This is a genomic window from Pseudomonas sp. Marseille-Q1929, assembly GCF_017316265.1.
Classification (GTDB): Bacteria; Pseudomonadota; Gammaproteobacteria; order Pseudomonadales; family Pseudomonadaceae; genus Aquipseudomonas.
Genome location: NZ_JAFLWU010000053.1, coordinates 1 through 17,907, shown reverse-complemented (window position 1 = coordinate 17,907; position 17,907 = coordinate 1). Strand labels below are relative to the sequence as shown.

At 63.2% G+C, this 17,907-nt stretch carries 14 protein-coding genes; 2 read left to right on the top strand and 12 right to left on the bottom strand.

Features of this window, described 5'->3' with window-relative positions; genetic code table 11:
• Positions 1 to 154: 154 nt before the first annotated feature.
• The 10 genes from J1G37_RS28595 to pedF form a co-directional block, all read right to left on the bottom strand.
• The gene (locus J1G37_RS28595; RefSeq protein ID WP_207047126.1) at positions 155 to 1,633 is read right to left on the bottom strand and encodes a DASS family sodium-coupled anion symporter; all 1,479 of its coding nucleotides are present in this window, start codon (positions 1,631 to 1,633) and stop codon (positions 155 to 157) included.
• 229 nt (positions 1,634 to 1,862) lie between these two features.
• On the bottom strand, positions 1,863 to 3,233 hold the full coding sequence (locus tag J1G37_RS28590; RefSeq protein WP_207047124.1) for a hybrid sensor histidine kinase/response regulator: 1,371 nt from the start codon (positions 3,231 to 3,233) through the stop codon (positions 1,863 to 1,865).
• Positions 3,217 to 4,380 carry an alcohol dehydrogenase-like regulatory protein ErcA gene (gene ercA, locus J1G37_RS28585; RefSeq protein ID WP_124528356.1) on the bottom strand — a complete coding sequence of 388 codons (1,164 nt, stop codon included), beginning with the start codon at positions 4,378 to 4,380 and terminating at the stop codon, positions 3,217 to 3,219. The genes J1G37_RS28590 and ercA overlap by 17 nt, the downstream gene beginning before the upstream one ends.
• 127 nt (positions 4,381 to 4,507) lie before the next feature.
• The gene (gene pqqA, locus J1G37_RS28580) at positions 4,508 to 4,579 is read right to left on the bottom strand and encodes a pyrroloquinoline quinone precursor peptide PqqA (protein ID WP_020289857.1); all 72 of its coding nucleotides are present in this window, start codon (positions 4,577 to 4,579) and stop codon (positions 4,508 to 4,510) included.
• A gap of 955 nt (positions 4,580 to 5,534) precedes the next feature.
• Positions 5,535 to 7,055: an aldehyde dehydrogenase family protein gene (locus J1G37_RS28575; protein WP_124529024.1), complete on the bottom strand. Its 1,521-nt coding sequence runs from the start codon at positions 7,053 to 7,055 to the stop codon at positions 5,535 to 5,537.
• Between the two features lie 121 nt (positions 7,056 to 7,176).
• Positions 7,177 to 8,952: a PQQ-dependent methanol/ethanol family dehydrogenase gene (locus J1G37_RS28570; RefSeq protein ID WP_207047122.1), complete on the bottom strand. Its 1,776-nt coding sequence runs from the start codon at positions 8,950 to 8,952 to the stop codon at positions 7,177 to 7,179.
• Between the two features lie 107 nt (positions 8,953 to 9,059).
• Positions 9,060 to 9,989 (bottom strand): quinoprotein relay system zinc metallohydrolase 1, encoded by a 930-nt coding sequence (locus tag J1G37_RS28565; RefSeq protein ID WP_207047120.1) that lies wholly within the window; start codon positions 9,987 to 9,989, stop codon positions 9,060 to 9,062.
• Positions 9,990 to 10,005: 16 nt separating this feature from the next.
• Positions 10,006 to 10,755, bottom strand: a complete 750-nt coding sequence (locus J1G37_RS28560; RefSeq protein ID WP_207047118.1) for a quinoprotein dehydrogenase-associated SoxYZ-like carrier — start codon at positions 10,753 to 10,755, stop codon at positions 10,006 to 10,008.
• A complete protein-coding gene (locus J1G37_RS28555) occupies positions 10,752 to 11,627 on the bottom strand; it encodes a transporter substrate-binding domain-containing protein (protein WP_207047115.1) in 876 nt (291 codons plus the stop codon). Before J1G37_RS28555 ends, J1G37_RS28560 begins: the two co-directional genes overlap by 4 nt.
• A 3-nt stretch (positions 11,628 to 11,630) precedes the next feature.
• Positions 11,631 to 12,092, bottom strand: a complete 462-nt coding sequence (gene pedF, locus J1G37_RS28550) for a cytochrome c-550 PedF (RefSeq protein WP_017735450.1) — start codon at positions 12,090 to 12,092, stop codon at positions 11,631 to 11,633.
• Between the two features lie 256 nt (positions 12,093 to 12,348).
• On the opposite strand from pedF, the gene exaA reads away from it, so the two are divergent.
• The gene (gene exaA / locus J1G37_RS28545) at positions 12,349 to 14,241 is read left to right on the top strand and encodes a quinoprotein ethanol dehydrogenase (RefSeq protein ID WP_207047113.1); all 1,893 of its coding nucleotides are present in this window, start codon (positions 12,349 to 12,351) and stop codon (positions 14,239 to 14,241) included.
• Between the two features lie 78 nt (positions 14,242 to 14,319).
• Positions 14,320 to 14,967: a pentapeptide repeat-containing protein gene (locus tag J1G37_RS28540; RefSeq protein WP_207047111.1), complete on the top strand. Its 648-nt coding sequence runs from the start codon at positions 14,320 to 14,322 to the stop codon at positions 14,965 to 14,967.
• Between the two features lie 136 nt (positions 14,968 to 15,103).
• Here the strand turns inward: J1G37_RS28540 and J1G37_RS28535 are convergent, their stop codons facing one another.
• Both J1G37_RS28535 and J1G37_RS28530 read right to left on the bottom strand, forming a co-directional pair.
• Positions 15,104 to 16,765: a ShlB/FhaC/HecB family hemolysin secretion/activation protein gene (locus tag J1G37_RS28535; protein WP_207047109.1), complete on the bottom strand. Its 1,662-nt coding sequence runs from the start codon at positions 16,763 to 16,765 to the stop codon at positions 15,104 to 15,106.
• Positions 16,766 to 16,768: 3 nt separating this feature from the next.
• A partial coding sequence (locus J1G37_RS28530) for a YDG domain-containing protein (protein ID WP_242551787.1) occupies positions 16,769 to 17,907 on the bottom strand: 1,139 nt, incomplete at its 5' end.

Below are 17,907 nucleotides of genomic sequence, written 5' to 3'. Positions count from 1 at the left end.
CCGGCGAAGTTGGCTCGCCGAAAAGTGTCCACCATGTCCCCGCACACCCGTCAACCATGTGTCCGGTCCGTACAGGCTTTTCCAAAGTGACCCGCTGTAAGAGCGGAACCATAAGCCGCCGTTACCGAAGAAACGGATATGTACACCAGCGATCTCAAATCCACCCCAACCAACTCCAATAAGTCGCGGCAAACACCAACATCAACCCATACCCAATCAGCGTCACCAAAATCCCCACCTTGGCAAACTGCCGCGCCGTAAACGTCCCAGTCCCCAAACACACCATATTCTGCGGCGCATTGATCGGCAGGATAAACCCATAGCTCATCACAAACCCCAGCAGCATCGTCATGCCCAACCGACTGAAATCCCCCGGCAAGGTCTGCAACACCGCAATCAGGATCGGTAGCAACGCCGAGGTCAACGCCGTAGCACTGGCAAACCCCAAGTGGATCAGAATCAAGAACGCCCCCAGGATCGCAAACACCCCCAACGGCCCCACCTGATCCAACCCGGTGTGCGCCACCACCGTAGCGCCCAACCACTGCCCGGCCTGGGTAGTGAGAAGCGCCGTGCCGAGGCTGATACCCACGCCAAACACAATCACCGTGCCCCACGGAATACGCGACTGCACATCCTTCCAGGTCATCACGCCAAGCCCCGGCAACAGCAGGAACACCAACCCGGCGTAGGTGGTCGAGGTGGTGTCGAAGTTGTGCAGGCGCCCTTCCGTGGCCCAGGCCAGCAGCAACAATACCGACACGCCCAACAGGCGCTTCTGTGGCCCGGTCATGGGGCCAATGTCCACCAGCGACTGGGCCACGGCCTCCTTACCACCGGGAATGCTATCGGTCTCCGGCGGCAGCAGCTTGAGCACCAGAAACAGCAACACCGCCGACATGATCAACGCCCATGGCGCGCCCGCGATCAACCAGTCGATCCACGACACGCGCTGGCCGAGCATCTTGTCCATAAAGCCGACGGTGAGCAGGTTCTGCGCGGCGGCGGTCTGGATGCCGACGTTCCAGATGCTGGTGCCCTGGGCCACCACGATCATGATGCCGGCGGCGATGTTCGAACGCTTGTCGACGCCAAACGCCGCGATCACGCCCATCATGATCGGCACCACACAGGCACTGCGCGCCGTGGCGCTGGGCACGACAAGGCTGAGCAGGATGGTCACGGCAATCGCCCCCAACAGGATGCGCCGGGTGCTGGTGCCGACCCGGCTCAACGTCACCAGCGCAATGCGCCGGTCCAGGCCGGTATGGGTCATGGCCGCTGCGATAAACAGCGCCCCCGCCACCAGCGCCAGCGCCGGGTTGGAAAACCCGGTCAACGCCATGCTGATGGCCGGGCTGGTGCCAATCAGATGCGTGGGGTCTTGCAGCGACGGCGCGGTGCCCAGCAGGAACGCCATCAGCGAGGTGATCATGATCGCACTGGCTTCATAGGACACCGCCTCGGTGATCCACACCACCACGGCAAACGCGAGGATCGCCAGCATGCGATGCCCCGCCACCGGCAAATCGGCGGGCAGCGGCAACAGCAGCACTCCGGCCATCACCAGTACGGCGACGACCAGGCCTAGGGGGAGTTTGAAGGATGGGGCGGTTGTTGCGGGGGCGTTCATGGTGGGCTCCGTCAGCCTTTGAATCAGGCGGCAAGCATGGCGCAAATTGCCGCACTCCGTGTTGACGGGTATCAATCGCTCCCATTCTGAACCTGACACACATCCAACTGTGGGAGCGGGCTTGCCCGCGATGGCGGCGGTTCAGTCAATGAAAGGGTGACTGATACACCGCCATCGCAGGCAAGCCAGCTCCCACAGGGATTGGGTTTACACAGCAAGATCTGCGTATTCAGCCGAGAAGTTGGCTCAGAACTGCCCGCAACTTCCCAGGCTTGACCGGTTTGTTCAGCAACGGCGCTTCCAGCCGACGCAAGGCACGGCGGCATTGGTCAGTACGGTCGGCAGTGATGATCACAGCCGGTATTTTGCAGGCGAAGTGCTCACGCAGATGCTTGACCACCTCACAACCCACCACCCCGTGGTCGAGGTGATAGTCGGCGAGGATCAGCTCCGGCGCCCTGCCCTGCAACGCCGCCAGCGCGCCCGCCTGGTCGGTGGCGGTGAGCACTTCGCAGCCCCACTGTTCGAGCAGCGCGCTCATGCTTTCGAGGATGCTGACTTCGTTGTCGATCACCAGCAAACGCCGGCCCGGCAGCGGGTTGCCGGTGCTCGGTTGCGCCGGCAGTTGGCTGATTGCCTCGGGCATCTCGGCGCTTAGCGGCACTTCGATGCTGAACATCGAACCACGCCCCGGCCAGGAGCGCACGGCAATCGGATAACCGAGGATCTCGGCGATCCGCTCGACAATCGCCAGGCCCAGCCCCACGCCCTTGCGATCCGCCGCGCGGCCAACGTCGAGCTGGTTGAATTCGAGGAAGATCGCCTCCAGCCGATCCGCCGCAATCCCGCGCCCGGTGTCCCACACTTCCAGACGCAGGCAATCACCGCGACGCCGCGCACCCAGCAGGATGCAGCCCTCATCGGTGTAGCGGCAGGCATTGCTGAGAAAGTTGCGCAGGATGCGCGTCAACAGGCGCAGGTCCGTGCGCACTGCGTAATACCCGGTGTGTACGCGCAAATTCAGGCTGGCCGCCTGGGCCACCGATTGGAATTCCGAGACCAGCGGCGCAAACACTTCATCCAGGCGATACAAGGCCACATCCGGTTTGACCGCCGCTTGGTCGAGCCGCGAGATATCCAGCAAATCGGTGAGCAAGTCCTCGGCGCCTTCCAGCGCCTGATGCGTGCGCTCCACCAGCACCTGTTCGACGCTGGGCAGTTGGCGTTCACGCAAGGTGGCGATCAACAGGCGCGCGGCGTTCAGCGGTTGCAGCAGGTCGTGGCTGGCAGCGGCGAGGTATTTGTCCTTGCTGCGGTTGGCGGCCTGGGCGGCGTCACGGGCGTCGCGCAGGTCCTGTTCGATCTGCTCACGCTGGGCGATCTGCTGTTGCAGGTTGTGGTTGGCCTCCAGCAGTTCGTCGGTGCGCGCGGCGACACGTTGCTCCAGTTCGTCGTTGAGGCGGATATAACGCTTGCGCTCGGCCTCCAGCTCGTCCAACCGTGCGGTCAGCTCCGGGTAGTGGCTCTTGCGCGCCGACTGGTCACCCAGCCCCAACAGCGCCGATAGCGCGCGTTGCGGGTCGTCAGAGTGCTTCGCCATAGACGACCTCGACGTCACGCTGGCTCGACGCGCGCGGGTTGGTGAGGATGCACGGGTCGTCCATCGCATGCTCGGACAGGAACGGAATATCCGCCACGCGCACCCCGTGCAGGCCAAGGGTTTCATGGAAGCCAATCGCATGCTTCAACGCGATCAGATGCTCTACCAAACGCCCACAGATCTGTCGGTGATTGAGGCCACGACAGTCGATGCCAAAGGTCTCGGCAATCACCTGGAAACGCTCCGGCGCCGAGCTGTAGTTGAACGCCACCACATGCTCCACCAACACCGCGTTGCACAGCCCGTGGGGCAAGTCGAGGAAGCCGCCGAGGCTGTGGGACATCGCATGCACCGCACCGAGAATCGCGTTGGAAAACGCCAGGCCCGCCTGCATGCTGCCGAGCATGATCTTCTCGCGCAGGGCAATGTCCGTGGGGTTGGCGATCATCTGCACCAGGTTGCCGTTAATCAGGCGCATCGCTTCCAGCGCATGGGGATCGGTCAGCGGGCCGTGGCCGGTGGAGACAAACGCCTCGATGGCATGCACCAGCGCGTCGATGCCAGTACAGGCGGACAGGAACGGGTCCATGCTCGCCGTGGTTTCCGGGTCGATCAGCGACACATCCGGCACCACCGCCTTGCTGACGATGGAGAACTTCATGCGTTCCTGCTGGTTGGAAATGATCACGAATTGCGAGACATCCGCCGAAGTCCCGGCCGTGGTGGGGATCAGGATCAGCGGCGGGCTGGGCACGCGAATGGTGTCCACGCCTTCGAATTCGAGGATGCTGCGCCCGTGGGCGACCACAATGCCGATGGCCTTGCCGCAGTCCATCGGGCTGCCACCGCCGATGGCGACGATCACGTCACAGTGGTTTTCACGGTACACCTCGGCGCCGGTCATCACTTCCTCAACCCGGGGGTTGGGTGATACAGCGCTGTACAGGCAGTAGTCGATGCCGATGGCTTGCAGGCTGGCTTCCACATCGGCGACCCAACCGGCGGCGATCACCCCGGGGTCGCTGACCACCAGCACCTTGCGCGCGCCGAAGGTCTTCGCGTAGTTGCCGACGTTGTGCCGGCAGCCGGCGCCAAAGATGATTTCAGGAGAGACGAATTTACGCAGGAGGCTCAGGTTTGGGCTCATTGGAAAGCCTGTTCTTATTATTTTGGAAGAATGCGCTCCACACTAACTGATCCTTGGGCGATTGCAATCAGACCAAAGAGTCATCTTCCACGCAGCACCGGCCAGCACGGGGCTGGCCGGCGGTAGATCAACGGCTGGCGAAGTACATGGTCACTTCAAAGCCGATACGCAGGTCGGTAAACGCGGGTTTTTTCCACATGGGGCGTTCCTCTTGTTGTGCCGGGAGATTCCGGTTGGGTCATTAATGCATGGGGGGCCGAGGGGGCGAATGCTACTTTCGAAGGAGTTGGCGCACTGCATTAGTCGCGGATGTACACCGGGTATACATGTGGGAGCTGGCTTGCCTGCGATGGCGGTCTTTCTGTGTACATATCCATTATTTGGGTAACGGCGACTATTGGTTCCGCCCTTACGGCGGGTCACTTTGGAAAAGAGCCCCAAAGTAACCAAAGGGCTCTTGCCCCAACACTCGGTGCCTCGCCTAGGCTCGGCATGCCCGTAATCCGACATGGATTTGGGGGGCCGCCGCCACGCGCCATCCATGGCGCGGGGCGGCTAAACCGGCATCCCTGCCGGTTTACCCCCCAAATCCATGTCGAATTCCGGCCAGCGTGTTTAACGGGGCGCCCAAGATCAAAATCAAAAGCAGAGCGAGGCGGCCTGACAGCCGACCTGATCGATGAAGCGTGCGCGTTCTCCTGTGGGAGCTGGCTTGCCTGCGATGGCATCAACTGGGTGTGCCTGATGTACCGAGGTGTCTGCATCGCAGGCAAGCCAGCTCCCACAGGTTCCAGTTCCCACAGTTGAAGGGTGAACGACTGGACAAAAACCGGTCGGTTTTCAGGCCGCCGCGCTCTTGCTTTTGATCTTACTTGCCCCGTCAAACACGCTGGCCGAACGCAGGCTTGAATCCGTGGGCAACCCCGCAGGACGCCGGGTTAGCCGCACTGGGCCATGGATGGCCCATTGCGGCGGCCCACGGATTCAAGCCTGCGTTCGGGCACACCGAGCCTAGGCGAGGTGCCGAGTGTTGGGGCAAGAGCCCTTTGGTTACTTTGGGCTGGGCCGGCACTCCGGCTTTTCCAAAGTGACCCGCTGTAAGAGCGGAACCATAGGTGGCCGTTACCTAAATAACGGATATGTACACAAAGCGACTAAAAGAACCCCAACGGATTAACGTCATAACTCACCAACAAATTCTTGGTCTGCTGATAATGATCCAACATCATCTTGTGATTCTCACGCCCCACCCCCGACTTCTTATACCCCCCAAACGCCGCATGCGCCGGATACAAGTGATAGCAGTTGGTCCAAACCCGACCCGCCTTGATCGCCCGCCCCATGCGATACGCCCGGTTGATATCACGGGTCCACAACCCAGCACCCAGACCAAACTCACTGTCGTTGGCAATCGCCAGCGCCTCAGCTTCATCCTTGAACGTAGTCACCCCCACCACCGGCCCAAAGATTTCCTCCTGGAACACACGCATCTTGTTGTGCCCCTTGAGCAACGTCGGCTGGATGTAATAGCCGCTGGACAAATCACCCTCCAAACGCTCAGCCGCGCCGCCAGTGAGCAACACCGCACCTTCTTCCTGGGCGATTTTCAAGTACGAGAGAATCTTGTCGAACTGCTGCTCGGACGCCTGCGCACCAACCATGGTTTCCGTGTCCAGCGGGTTGCCGCGTTTGATCTTGACGATCTTCTTCATCACCTCGGCCATGAACGCGTCGTAGATCGATTCCTGCACCAGCGCCCGCGACGGGCAGGTGCACACTTCGCCCTGGTTGAAGAACGCCAATACCAAACCTTCGGCAGCCTTTTCGATGAACGCCGGCTCGGCCTGCATGATGTCTTCGAAGAAGATGTTTGGCGACTTGCCGCCCAGTTCCACGGTGGACGGAATGATGTTCTCGGCCGCCGCATGCATGATGTGCGCGCCCACCGGGGTAGAACCGGTGAAGGCGATCTTGGCGATGCGCTTGCTGGTGGCCAGCGCCTCCCCCGCTTCACGGCCAAAGCCTTGCACGATGTTCAGCACGCCCGGTGGCAGCAGGTCATTGATCAGCTCGGCAAACACCATGATCGACAGCGGCGTCTGCTCGGCCGGCTTGAGCACGATGCAGTTACCGGCGGCCAGCGCCGGTGCGAGTTTCCACGCGGCCATCAGCAGCGGGAAGTTCCACGGGATGATCTGCCCGACCACGCCCAGCGGCTCATGGAAGTGATAGGCCGCAGTCAGTTCGTTGATCTCGGCGGCGCCGCCTTCCTGGGCGCGGATGCAGCCGGCGAAGTAGCGGAAGTGGTCAGCGGCCAAGGGCACGTCGGCGTTGAGGGTTTCGCGCACGGCCTTGCCGTTGTCCCAGGTTTCGGCGACGGCCAGCACTTCCAGGTTTTGTTCGATGCGGTCGGCGATTTTCAGCAGCACCAGGGAGCGGTCCTGGGCGCTGGTCTTGCCCCAGGCATCGGCGGCGGCGTGGGCGGCGTCGAGGGCTTTTTCGATGTCGGCGGCGCTGGAGCGCGGGAACTCGGCGATGACTTCGCCGGTGACCGGCGAGGTGTTGGTGAAGTAGTTGCCATCGATCGGTGCGACAAATTCACCGCCAATGTAGTTGCCGTAGCGCGCCTTGAAACTGACGATGGCGCCAGGGGTGCCGGGTTGTGCGTAGATCATGGTGAGGCCTCTGTCGGGGTCCGGGCCTGTCGGTCAACAGGCGATGAGCCGATAGTAAAGAGCCCCCGCTGCCGGGCGAATGCGCCGTTGGCAGGGGGGCTATGGTCATTTGGTCGTAGAACTAGTGCTTGGCCACCAGTTCCTTGGGCAACTTGAAGGTCCAGAGCATGCCGCCCTGGTTGAAGTCCTTGACGCGCTTGGCCACTTCACCGCCCCACAGCGGCACCGCGCCGCCCCAGCCGGACACCACCGAGACGTACTGCTCGCCGTCCATGTCCCAGGTCACAGGCGAGCCGAGTACGCCGGAGCCGGTCTGGAACTCCCAGACTTTCTCGCCGGTCTTGGCGTTGAACGCTTGCAGGAAACCTTCCGGCGTACCGGTGAACACCAGGTTGCCCTTGGTGGTCAGCACCCCGCCCCACAGCGGCGCGAAGTTCTTGTGGCGCCATACTTCCTTGCCGGTCTTCGGGTCGATGGCGCGCAGCACGCCGATGTAGTCCTCGTTCAACGGCTTGATGGTGAAGCCCGCACCGAGGAACGCCGCGCCTTTCTTGTAGGCGATGCCTTCGTTCCAGATGTCCATGCCCCACTCGTTGGACGGCACGTAGAACAGCCCGGTGTCGCGGTTGTAGGCCATCGGCATCCAGTTTTTCGCGCCGAGGAACGCCGGTGCGACAAACACCGAAGTGCCTTTGGTTTCACTGCCCGGCGCGCCAGGACGGCTGGCTTCGTTGTAGATCGGCCGACCGTTCTTATCCAGGCCGGTGGCCCAGGTGATCTTGTCCACGAACGGGAAGCCGCGGATGAACTTGCCGTTGGTGCGGTCCAGCACGTAGAAGAAACCGTTGCGGTCGGCGGTGGCGGCGGCTTTGATTTCCTTGCCGCCTTCGCTGTAGTTGAACGAGATCAGCTCGTTCACACCGTCAAAGTCCCAGCCATCGTGGGGCGTGCTTTGGAAGTGCCATTTGATGGTGCCGTCGTCCGGGTTCAGCGCCAGGCGCGAGGACGAATAGAGGTTGTCGCCCGGGCGCAGGTGCGAGTTCCACGGCGCCGGGTTGCCGGTGCCGAACAGCAGCAGGTTGGTTTCCGGGTCGTAGTAGCCGCCCAGCCACGGCGCGGCGCCGCCGGTCTTCCACAGGTCGCCGGGCCAGGTCTTGCCCGCCTCGCCGCCTGAGATGCCGTTCTCCACCGCCTTGCCGTCCTTGTACACATAGCCCATATGGCCTTCGACGGTCGGGCGGCTCCACAGCAAGTCGCCGTTTTTCGGGTCATAGGCTTCGATCTTGCCGACCACGCCGAACTCGCCACCGGCCACGCCGGTGATCAGCTTGCCATTGATCACCAGGGGCGCGGCGCTGATGGAGTAGCCTTCCTTGTGGTCGGCGACTTTCTTGCTCCACACCACTTTGCCGGTGTCCTTGTTCAGGGCCACCAGCTTGGCGTCGAGGGTGCCGAAGAACACCAGGTCGCCGTACAGCGCCACGCCACGGTTGATCACGTCACAGCACGGGCGGATGTCATCGGGCAGGCGCGCGTCGTATTGCCAGAGTTTCTTGCCGGTGCGCGCATCCACCGCAAACACCCGCGAATAGGAACCGGTGAGGTACATCACCCCGTCCTTGACCATCGGCTGCGCCTGCTGGCCGCGCTGTTTCTCGCCACCAAAGGAAAACGCCCAGACCGGGCGCAGTTCCTTGACGTTGTCGACGTTCAGCGTGTCCAGCGGGCTGTAGCGCTGGCCCTGCACACCGAGGCCGTTGGTGACGATCTGCTCGGGGTTTTTCGGGTCCTGGAGAATGTCCTGGTCGGTGACAGCGGCCAGGGCCTGGCCGGACAACAGGATGGCACCGAGCAACACACTCAAGGCGAAGGGTTGGCGGCGTGCGGGTTGGGTCATGACGGCTACCTCTGCGGTTTTTTGTTATACCCGGGAAATTTTCCCGGTCTGGTGCAGATTCTTGGGCGCAGGGGCCCTTGTCACAATTGACCGCAGTATCGAGTTTGCTAGTTCCTTAGTAGCGGGTGCATCTGCTCGCGCTCGTAGCGCGGGTACAGGTGGCTGACGCTGCGGATCAGTTCGTAGCGGCTCAGGCTGATCGCGGCAAAGCGCTCGGGGATGGGGCTGCGGATCATCTCGGTCATGTCGCTGCCGTTGGCGGCGCCGTCGCGCAGCAGTTGATCGAGCCAGGTCAGGTAGTCGCGCATCTGTTCGAAGGGCTGCGCATCCGTGGCGGTCGGGCCGTGGCCGGGCACCACCAGGGTCCAGGGCAGGCCTTGCAGGGTGGTGATGTCGGCCAGCCACGCGGCGAGGCCCGGGCTATTGGGGGTGGTCAGGGCGCGCTGGTAAAACACCAGGTCGCCGGCGAACAGCACGCCGGTGCTCTGGTCGAGAATCGCCAGGTCGGCGCCGGTGTGGCCGGTCAACGCCAGCAGGCGCAAATCGTGATTACCGAACGTGCGCACGCCGGGTTCCAGCACTTCGCTGGGCAACACCACTTCGGTGCCGCGCATCCAGTCGCCGACCATGCGGTAGAGGTTTTCCGCCATGCTATCGCCCTGTTCGTGCAGCAGCTTGGTGGTGTCGGCCAGGGCGCCGATGGGCACATCCTTGAACGCCTGGTTGCCCAAGGCATGGTCGGGGTGATGATGGGTAAGCAACACCTGGATTACCGGTTTCGCGGTAACGCTGGCGATGGCCTGGCGCAGGGCTTCGCCGTAACGTCTGGACGGCCCGGTGTCGATCACCACCACGCCCGCCTCGGTGACGATAAACGCCACATTGACGATATTGCCGCCGTTGGCCTTGGCGAAATTGTCGGTGCTGCCTTCCAGCAGCCAGGTGCCTTCGGCGATCTGCCGGGGTTTGAGGGCGTAGTCCATGTCGGCCAGGACGGGCAGGCAGAGGCCCAGGCAGAACAACAGTATCCAGCGCATACGGCGCTCCTTTTGGTCAGGGGATGGCCGCGTCGAACTCGTTGCCGCTGTTGTCACGCAGGACCAGGCGCGTCTGCCCGGCGCCTTCGATATCGAACGCCAGGTTGGGGTTTTCGCTAACGGCCGGGAACAGCTCCAGCTCGGCCATGACCTGGCCGTTGTCGCCGAGCAATTGCGCGTGGTTGAGGAAGAACTCGGGGATGCCACTGACCATGCCGTTGTCCATCGGGTGCGCCACCTGCACGCGCACGCGGCTGTACTCGCCACGCGGATAGCGGCCGCCGAGCACCTCGCCGATATGCTCTTCCCAACCCGGCTGGGTGCGCACCACGCTTGGCGCGGTGCAGCCACCGCCAGCCGCGTCAATCAACGTCGAGCCGACATGCCACACGCCGTCATCGGTGAGCACGGCGGCACGCAACGGCGTGGCCTGCTCGATGCGAATGCGCAGCGAAAGCCAAGGCAACACCCCGGCCTTGGGCTGGAAGTCGACGATCTTCGGCAGCGGGTTCAGTTCGGCCCAGGCGAAGATGCGCACGACTTTGCCCTTGAACGCCCGTGCATCAATCTCCAGCGGCACCTGGCGCGCATCCTCGGCGAACGGCGGCGCCAGCAGCTTGACCCGCTCGTCGAACACAAACGGCGCGTTGTCGAGGAATTGCTTGTGATAGAACGCCCACATCACCGACGGCACCGGGTCCACCTCGGTGGCTTGCGCCGCCCATGGCAACAGGCACGCCAGCAGGCAGATCAGGCGCCGGTTCATTGGTACATCTCGGGCACTTCGTAGCGCAGGCCGTAATGGCTGTAGATGGCTTGCAGGCTGCCGTCGCGGATCAGGCCTTCCAGCGCCTCTTCCACGGCATACGCCAGTTGCCGGTTGCTTTCATGCACCGCCATGCCGATCTCCCAACGTTGTCGGCCCATGTTCGGGTAAGCGTTTTCCGCCAGGGCCAGTTGTGGGTCGCGGGCTTCATGCACCTGCCAGTCAATCTCGCCACGCATCGCCATCACCGCGTCGACCTCCCCGGCTTTCATCGCCGCAAAGGCCTGGGGCACGTTGGCATAGTGGCGGGTCTTGCTTGCCAGCATGCCGTTGAACACCGAGGTGAGATAGAACGAAGGCACGCTGTCCACCTCCACGCCAATCGGGTGTTCCTGGAACACCGCCACGCTGGCCACGCTGTCCAGGCGGCGGCGGTCGTAGGCGACCTGCCATTGTTCGTTCTGGTACGGCCCGAACATCACCACATGGCCGTTTTCCAGCTCGCCCTGGTCGTTGCGCTTTTGCGTGTACTCATGGTCGTAGGGCGCGCGCATCATCAGGTCGGCCAGTTGCTGGTTGTGCAACTGGCTGCCGCGCCAGATGTAGTCGCGCAGGTCGTCGTCGAGTTTCTCGCCGGCCGGCGCCCAGATCAGGCTCAGCTGCACGCCCAAGGCCTTGGCCAGGGCCTGGGCGAGTTCCACGTCGACGCCGCGCGGGGTGCCGCCGTCGTCGAAGCTGTAGGGCGCGAAATCCTTGTACACCGCCACTTTCAACTCGCCGGCGGCGATCATCTGGTCATAGCTGCGCACCTGCGCCTGTGCCGCCTGGCAGCACAGCAAGGCCAGGCTCAACACCAGGCTGATCAGGCGCATGGCTTACTCCTCGACGCGCACGGAATCCAGGTAGGTGCGCACCGCCCACAGGGCTTCCTGGCTCAGGTAGTCGGCCATTTTCGGCATGTACACGCGGCCGTCGCGCACGGCGCCGTGGCGCACGCGTTCGACAAACCACTCATCACCCGCGTCGCCTTCGTCAAGCATGCGCAGGTCCGGCGCGATACCCCCGGACTTGGCTTCCAGCCCGTGGCACGCCGCGCAGTTCTGGTTGTAGGCGGAGGAACCGATTTCGACAGCCTTGTCGTGCTCAGGGGACTTGCGATACGGGTTATTCGCCGCCCAACCGTCGCCATCGAGCGGCACGCCCGCATCCTTGATCGGCGTCAGGCCTTTGGTTTCCACCGCTTGCGGCACTACGTTGCCATGGGCCCACACGGCGCCCACATTGATCACACCCACCAGCAGGCCGGCCACGAGCAAGGCGTTGCGTTTTGTTGTCATTATTGTTGTCCTCTCAGATTGCACGCAAACCCCATTGCAGAGGCTATGGCAACCATCTTAGGAACCCGCCGTCCTGCACCGTATGCTGCTTTGGTGGCCGCGCTCTAGTCCCTTGGTAGTAGGGCTTGTGGGGCACACCCAAATCAGCGGCGGTTCGGGAAGTCTTCCCGGCAACAGCGGGAATTTTTCCGTATCCAGCCACCGCCCCGGCGCACCACCCTGTGCAGGCCAAAACCTCCACTGGGAACTGCAAACCATGACAATAAGATCGCTCCCCTCCCGCTCCCCTCTAAGCCTTGCCGTGCAAGCCTTTTTGCTGGTGGGCAGCCTGTCCTTCAGTGCGGCGAGCTTCGCCGCCGCCGAGCCTGCCAAACAGACGCGCAACGTCACCTGGGAAGACATCGCCAACGACCACCTGACCACCAAGGACGTGCTGCAATACGGCATGGGCACCAACGCCCAGCGCTGGAGCCCGCTGGCCCAGGTCAATGACAAGAACGTGTTCAAGCTCACGCCCGCCTGGTCGTATTCCTTTGGCGACGAGAAACAACGCGGCCAGGAATCCCAGGCCATCGTCAGCGACGGCGTGGTCTACGTCACCGGCTCGTATTCCCGCGTGTTCGCCCTCGACGCGAAAACCGGCAAACGCCTGTGGACCTACAACCACCGCCTGCCCGACAACATTCGCCCGTGCTGTGACGTGGTCAACCGTGGCGCGGCGATCTTCGGCGACAAGATCTACTTCGGCACCCTCGATGCGCGCCTGATCGCCCTCGACAAAAACACCGGCAAAGTGGTGTGGAACAAGAAGTTCGGCGACCACGCCGCCGGCTACACCATGACCGGCGCACCGGTGCTGATCAAAGACAAGGTTACCGGCAAAGTCCTGCTGATCCACGGCAGCTCCGGCGATGAATTCGGCGTGGTCGGCCAGCTGTATGCCCGCGACCCGGACACCGGCGAAGAAGTGTGGATGCGCCCCTTCGTCGAAGGCCACATGGGCCGCCTCAACGGCAAGGACAGCACCCCCACCGGCGACGTCAAGGCGCCGTCGTGGCCGGATGATCCGACCACCGAAACCGGCAAGGTCGAGGCCTGGAGCCACGGCGGAGGCGCCCCGTGGCAGAGCGCAAGCTTCGATGCCGAAACCAACACCATCATCGTCGGCGCCGGCAACCCCGGCCCGTGGAACACCTGGGCGCGCACCTCCAAAGACGGCAACCCCCACGACTTCGACAGCCTCTACACCTCGGGCCAGGTCGGCGTCGACCCAAGCACCGGCGAAGTGAAGTGGTTCTACCAGCACACGCCGAACGATGCCTGGGACTTCTCCGGCAACAACGAACTGGTGCTGTTCGACTACAAGGACAAGGACGGCAAGGTCACCAAGGCCACCGGCCACGCCGACCGCAACGGCTTCTTCTATGTGGTGGACCGCAACAACGGCAAGCTGCAAAACGCCTTCCCGTTCGTGGATAACATCACCTGGGCCAGCCATATCGACCTGAAGACCGGGCGCCCCGTGGAAAACGCAGGCCAGCGTCCGGCCAAGCCGCTGCCGGGTGAAACCAAGGGCAAGCCGGTGGAAGTGTCGCCGCCGTTCCTCGGTGGCAAGAACTGGAACCCCATGGCCTACAGCCAGGACACTGGCCTGTTCTACATCCCTGGCAACCAGTGGAAAGAGGAATACTGGACCGAAGAGGTCAACTACAAGAAAGGCTCGGCCTACCTGGGCATGGGCTTCCGCATCAAGCGCATGTACGACGACCACGTCGGCACCCTGCGCGCGATGAACCCGACCACCGGCAAGGTGGTGTGGGAGCACAAGGAACACCTGCCCCTGTGGGCCGGCGTGCTGGCGACCAAGGGCAACCTGGTGTTCACCGGCACGGGTGATGGTTTCTTCAAGGCCTTCGACGCGAAAACCGGCAAGGAGCTGTGGAAGTTCCAGACCGGCAGCGGCATCGTCTCCCCGCCGATCACCTGGGAACAGGATGGCGAGCAGTACATCGGCGTCACCGTCGGCTATGGCGGCGCGGTACCGTTGTGGGGTGGCGACATGGCCGAGTTGACCAAGCCGGTGGCACAGGGTGGGTCATTCTGGGTGTTCAAGATCCCGAGCTGGGATAACAAAACCGCGCAAAAATAACCTCCACCTGATCGTTCCCACGCTCCGCGTGGGAACGCAGCCCGGGACGCTCCGCGTCCCCCCGGCCGAGACCCCGCCATGAACTACCTGCCCCTACTCCTCCTGCTGTCCCTGCCCCTCGCCCACGCCGACGATGGCGACGACGCCCCCCTTATCATCAACGGTTGCACCCTCGCCGAACACAGCCAATGCCCCGGTGCCAACCTCAAAGGCGCCAACCTGCGTAACCAGAACCTCAGCGGCATGAACCTGGCCGGCGCCGACCTGCGCGACGCGGACCTGCGCCACGCCAACCTCGACCTGGCCAACCTGGAAAAAGCCCAGCTGCAAGGCGCCAACCTCACCCGCGCCAGTCTGCAACAAGCCAACCTGCGCCTCGCCGACTTTACCGGCGCCACGCTGATGGCGGTGCAAGGCTGGGGAATGTTTGCCCAGGGTGCGCAATTTGAAAACGCCAACCTCAGCGGCGCCTACCTGCAATTTGCGCGGCTGTCGGGCGCGAAGATGCACAAGGTCAACCTGCGCGCGGCCGACCTGGAAATGACCTGGTTGAGCAAGGCCGACCTGCAAGGGGCGGACCTCAGCGATGCGAATCTGCAAGAAGCCAAGTTTGGGGAAAGTAATCTGGAGAAGGCTACCCTCAGTGGCAGTCGCCAGCACTACGCGAATTTCCAGGACGCCAACATGGAAGGCTGCAAGGACTGCCCGACCACCTGGGACAGATGATTGATCGTTCCCACGCTCTGCGTGGGAATGCCGCCGGTGACGCTCTGCGTCACACCTTCAAGAGCGGACGCAGAGCGTCTAGGGATGCATTCCCACGCAGAGCGTGGGAACGATCACCAGAGCGTGGGAACGATCATCAGAACGCCTTGCTGACCTGCGCCCACATCCGCGGTGTACGCGCCACATCGCTTTGCGGGTCGGCATTGCCAACGCGCCACGCGGCAACCGTGTTCAGGCGCCAGCCACCCGCACTCCAGTTGGCCCCAACCCCAGTCGCGGACAGGCTGCGATGGTTCTCGCCATCGGCCCAGGTGTCCTTGTTCAAGCGCACGGCACCATGGTCGACAAACGTCAGCAGGTTCCACTGCTCGGTCAGCGCATAACGCAGTTCCAGGTTGGCCACGTAACCCTGATCCCCGGACGCTTCACCCTGCGGATACGCACGCACACCGTACGCGCCGCCCAGGCTGATCTTCTCCGAGGAGTCGAGGTTGCCATCGGCCCACTGCCCTTGCACTTGCCCATACAGACTGAAGCGTTCGCTCAGGCGTTGCAGGCGCACCACGCTCGGGTTGATCTTCTGGAAACGCCCGGCGGTCTTGGCGGTAAGGCCGTCGTACAGCTTGTCGAACTGACCGTCGAGATTCAGGCTGCCTTCGCTCCAGGCCAGCGAGAAGGCACTCACACCGCCGCCCAGCAGGTTGTCGCGCAGGTTGCCGTCGAGGCTGGTGGTGATCACCCGTGCCTGCTTCTTGCTTTTCGATTCGTAGAGGTCGATGTCATCGCGCAGGTGTTTGTGGTCGTACTGCACCTGGGCATTCAGGCTGAACGCACGGGTGCGGATCAGCGGCTGCTGCACAAACACCGTGGCGATGCGCGCATTGCCCTTGGCGTCGAGCTCGTCGAAGTCCTTGGCCAACTGGTAATCCATGTCCGAATAGGCCACGCCGACTTGGGTCGACCACGGGCCAATCGGCAATTGATACGCCGCGCGGTAGTAGTGCTGGTCTTCGTCGCTGCCCATCACCCGCACGCTGGCCTGATCGCCCAGGCCCAGCGGGTTGGCCAGGTTCAGCGTACCGCCCAGGCGGTATTCGCCGGTGAAGCGGTTGCCGTAGTTGTCCAGATCGACCTGGCCGGAGAGCAGCGCTGCGTCCTTGACGTCCACCACCAGGTCGGTGGCGCCGACGGCGGTGCCGGGTTGCAAGGTGGAGTGCACCGTAACGCCCGGTGTTTGTTGCAGCAGGAGCAAACTGCGCTCCAACGGCGCGGCGCGCACCGCTTCACCCGGTTGCAGTGCCGACAGCGGCTGGCGCAGGGCGAAGTCGCGCATGCGCGATTGGTTGTTGATCTTGACCTGACCGTATTGGCCTTCGAGCACGTTGATCGTGACCACGCCCTTGTCGATTTCCTGCGCAGGCAGGTAGGCACGGGCCAGCGGGTAGCCTTTCTGGCGATACAGTGCGGTGATCCGCGCCGCACCGGCCTGCAACTCGCCAAGGCTGACCACGCGGTTTTGCAGGTCGGCCAGCAGCGCCAGCAGTTCATCGCTGGCGATGGCGGTGTTGCCGGTCACGGTGAAGCCGTTGACCTGCAAGGTCGGGCCGGACACCTTCGGCGTGGTGTCTGGCGCTTCCGGCAGGTTCAGCTCCAGGGTCTGCCTGGGCGGCAGCTCCAGCGGCTGGTTCTGGATGTCACGGATCGACTGCCCCGCATCCGGGGCGCGTTCGGCGCCGTGGGCGGCGCCGGCAAAAGTGGTGAGCAAGGCAAGCGCGATAGGGTTTAAACGCAGACGCATGAATCAGAGTCCTTCTGGAAGGCGCAGGCCTTGGTCAACGAGGGTATAGAGACCGGACGGCAGTTGCGGCCTGGCGGCTGCGGCGGCTGGCGTCGGCTTGGGCAGGTTGCGCAACGGTTGCACCGTTTCAACCACGCTGCCCAGCGGCGCCCGCAGGGCTGCATCGACCGTCAACAGGCCATCGGTATAAGCAATGTCGTAGTTGCTGGCCGACTGGCCCGAAGCGCTGACGCGGTATTGCCCGGAACTGGACGATGGAGTCGCCTGGGTGCTGAAGGCCAGGTCGCCGGAGAGATCGGCAGCCACGCTGTCGCTACCCAGCAAGCCCTGGTAAGTGGCGATAAATGCCGGATTGTTCTGGCCCTGGGGCTTGCGGCTATCGCCGACGGTGACCGTGAGCGCGGCCTTGCTGATGTCGGCGGTGGTGGTGGTGCTGTTGTTCCACTGGTAGTTGCCGATGTCGCTGCCACCCAGGCTGATCGCGTCGATGATCACGGTTTTGCCGCTGGCGGCGTTTTTGTCGCTGAAGGCGCCGTTGGCAGACAGCAGCGACACATCATCCCCGCTGACCAAGCCCGCAAAACCCACACCGCTGAGGTTCAACGCCGCTGCGGTGGTGGCATCGTAGACCTTGTTGTCAGCACCGATGCCGGTCACCGTCAGCGCCTTGGCGATAATCGAAGCGCTGGTATCGCTGGGGTTGCCGAGGCTGTAGTTGCTCGCCAGGCCCGTACCATCCACCAGGCTTGCGCCGTTGAGGCTGACGGTTTTGCCGGTGCCGACGTTTTTGTCGGCGAACGCGCCACTGAGGCCAGTCACCGCCAGGGTTTCGCCGCCAACCAAACCAATGAGCGTGCCGCCACTGAGGGTCGCGGCGGTGTTGCCGTCGTAGACCTTGCCGTTGGCGCTGACGCCGGTGAGAGTCAGGGCCTTGGCGGTGATCGCCGCCGTGACGCTGGACGGGTTGCTGACCGCGTAGTTGCTCGCCAGGCCTGTGCCATCGCCCAGGGTCACGCCGCTGATGCTGACGGTTTTGCCGGTGCCGACGTTCTGGTTGTCGAACACACCGGTAAGGCCGCCGACGGTCAGGGTTTCACTGCCGACCAGGCCGTTCAGCGTCCCGCCGTTGAGGGTCGCGGCGG

Bases quoted from the DNA above. Each gene is read 5' to 3' on its own strand.
- J1G37_RS28570 (WP_207047122.1), bottom strand. From the start codon at position 8,952: ATGACCCAACCCGCACGCCGCCAACCCTTCGCCTTGAGTGTGTTGCTC.
- J1G37_RS28590 (WP_207047124.1), bottom strand. From the start codon at position 3,233: ATGGCGAAGCACTCTGACGACCCGCAACGCGCGCTATCGGCGCTGTTG.
- pedF (WP_017735450.1), bottom strand. From the start codon at position 12,092: ATGACAACAAAACGCAACGCCTTGCTCGTGGCCGGCCTGCTGGTGGGT.
- J1G37_RS28540 (WP_207047111.1), top strand. From the start codon at position 14,320: ATGAACTACCTGCCCCTACTCCTCCTGCTGTCCCTGCCCCTCGCCCAC.
- exaA (WP_207047113.1), top strand. From the start codon at position 12,349: ATGACAATAAGATCGCTCCCCTCCCGCTCCCCTCTAAGCCTTGCCGTG.
- ercA (WP_124528356.1), bottom strand. From the start codon at position 4,380: ATGAGCCCAAACCTGAGCCTCCTGCGTAAATTCGTCTCTCCTGAAATC.
- J1G37_RS28555 (WP_207047115.1), bottom strand. From the start codon at position 11,627: ATGCGCCTGATCAGCCTGGTGTTGAGCCTGGCCTTGCTGTGCTGCCAG.
- J1G37_RS28560 (WP_207047118.1), bottom strand. From the start codon at position 10,755: ATGAACCGGCGCCTGATCTGCCTGCTGGCGTGCCTGTTGCCATGGGCG.
- J1G37_RS28565 (WP_207047120.1), bottom strand. From the start codon at position 9,989: ATGCGCTGGATACTGTTGTTCTGCCTGGGCCTCTGCCTGCCCGTCCTG.
- J1G37_RS28595 (WP_207047126.1), bottom strand. From the start codon at position 1,633: ATGAACGCCCCCGCAACAACCGCCCCATCCTTCAAACTCCCCCTAGGC.
- J1G37_RS28575 (WP_124529024.1), bottom strand. From the start codon at position 7,055: ATGATCTACGCACAACCCGGCACCCCTGGCGCCATCGTCAGTTTCAAG.
- J1G37_RS28535 (WP_207047109.1), bottom strand. From the start codon at position 16,765: ATGCGTCTGCGTTTAAACCCTATCGCGCTTGCCTTGCTCACCACTTTT.